3 protein-coding genes are annotated in these 1742 nt (G+C 70.0%); 1 reads left to right on the forward strand and 2 read right to left on the reverse strand.

Going from position 1 to position 1742, the window contains the following annotated elements:
* A partial coding sequence (locus Z052_RS11840; protein WP_275094161.1) for an ArsA-related P-loop ATPase occupies positions 1-286 on the forward strand: 286 nt, incomplete at its 5' end.
* 28 nt (positions 287-314) lie between these two features.
* Here Z052_RS11840 and Z052_RS11845 read toward each other — a convergent pair.
* Entirely contained in the window at positions 315-950 is a 636-nt protein-coding gene (locus Z052_RS11845) for a hypothetical protein (RefSeq protein WP_086215855.1), read from the reverse strand.
* The gene (locus tag Z052_RS11850) at positions 947-1636 is read right to left on the reverse strand and encodes a hypothetical protein (protein ID WP_086219713.1); all 690 of its coding nucleotides are present in this window, start codon (positions 1634-1636) and stop codon (positions 947-949) included. Before Z052_RS11850 ends, Z052_RS11845 begins: the two co-directional genes overlap by 4 nt.
* Positions 1637-1742 lie beyond the last annotated feature (106 nt).

The following is a 1742-nucleotide window of genomic DNA, read 5'->3' on the forward strand; positions in this document are numbered from 1 at the left end:
GCTCGACGAGTTCGGAATCCCGGTGAACACGCTCGTCGTCAACCGTGTGATGGAGGGCGTCGGCGACGTGACCGGCGGGAACGGGGCCGGGATCGACCCCGACTGGGTGGTCGAGCCCAACCCCGACACCTGCGAGTTCTGCGCCCGCCGGTGGGAGGTCCAGCAGAGCGCGCTCCGCCAGGCGACGGACCTGTTCCGCGCCCGGGACGTGAAGCGGGTGCCGCTGCTCGCGAACGAGGTCCGGGGTGAGGCCGCGCTGCGGGTCGTCGCGGCCTGTCTGGACTGAGCGGTCCGACTACGGCTCGCGTCCGGCGCTACTCGGTCGCGCTCCCGAAGATCCGGTCCCGGACCAGCTCCGCGACGCCCGCGAGGTGCGCCTGTCCGAACAGCCCGACCAGCACCGCGCCCGCGGTGTTGTACATGAGATCGAGCACGGTGTCGTCGAGCCCGTGCTGCGCGAGCGGCATGTCGATGCCGGTCTCGGTCGCGACGATGTCTAAGCCGAACTCGAACAGCTCCCAGAGCACGCCGAACGCGAGGACGATGAGGACGATGAAGACGAACGCGAACCGCGACGGGATCCGGATCCCGTCGCTGTGGAGGTCGACCGCCCGGAGCGTCGTGTAGCCGACTGCGGCGACCAGGGAGGCCGACAGCGCGTGCGTCATGTGGTCCCACCACTCGACGCGGGCGTAGAACCCGGCCGAGCCGACCGTGTGGAGGAACACGGCCGTCGTGATCCACAGGGCGAGCCACGGGTCGAGCGGGAGGTCGTACCGGCGCTCGAGCGCCGCGGGGACCAGCGTGACGAGGAGCGCAATGACCCCGTTGCTTACTGCCTTCTGCTCGCCCGCGAGGAAGCCGTACGCGACGATGCCGACGAGCAGGACCTGCATCGCGCCCGTGAGTCGACGCTGCGACGCGAGCGACAGCCGAGGGAGCAGCGTCATCGCCGCACCACCCGGCGGATGACGCGACGGAGGAGGCGTCCCCGGCGGCGGAAGTAGCCGTCGAAGAGGAGTCCGGCCGCGATCCCGGCCAGCGTGACGTACATGTACTCGGTCATCAGCGCGTCGTTCGTCGTCAGGTACGCGGTGCCGACGCGCTGGTCGAGGTTCCAGCGCAGCACCGTCCACACCGCCGCCGTCGCCAGCGTCGTCATCACGACGAAGGCGACCGCGAACCAGTGGGTGAGCCGCAGCGACGTGAACATGTGGAGGTCGACGGCGATCACGAGCGCCAGCGCCGCGATGGCGACGTACGCCGCGAACGTCCCTAACTCGCCGCCGAGGAGCGCGCCCACGAGGACCGGGAGCAGCGCGAGGCCCACCAGCTCGGCCGGGAGCATCGTCCGCCAGTCGCGAGCCGCGACCGTGGGCGCGAGCAAGACGCCGCCGAGTCCGACCGCGATCGCCGCCGACAGCAGGTCGTAGTCGAGCGCGCTCTCGACGAGGACCCCGCCCAGGACGGCGATCATCGCCCACGCGACGAGGGCGTTGAGCCGGCCGTCGCGGATCAGCTGCGTGAGTCTGTCCTCGACGGATCCCAGCGTGCCGGCGAGTTCTTCGCCGGACTCCCCGTCGCCGACGCTCGCGTCGGAGCCGGTCTCGGCGTCGCGGCGTCGGTCTCCGTCCATGTCCGGTACCGAGGCCGGGGAGGATTATAATACTCACGGACATAAATACGTGAACACATCTGGGATTTCGACCCGGTCGAGTGCAGAGAGAGCAGCCTCACGCAGA

It is taken from the genome of Halorubrum sp. C191 (assembly GCF_002727095.1).
Taxonomy (GTDB): Archaea; Halobacteriota; Halobacteria; order Halobacteriales; family Haloferacaceae; genus Halorubrum; species Halorubrum ezzemoulense.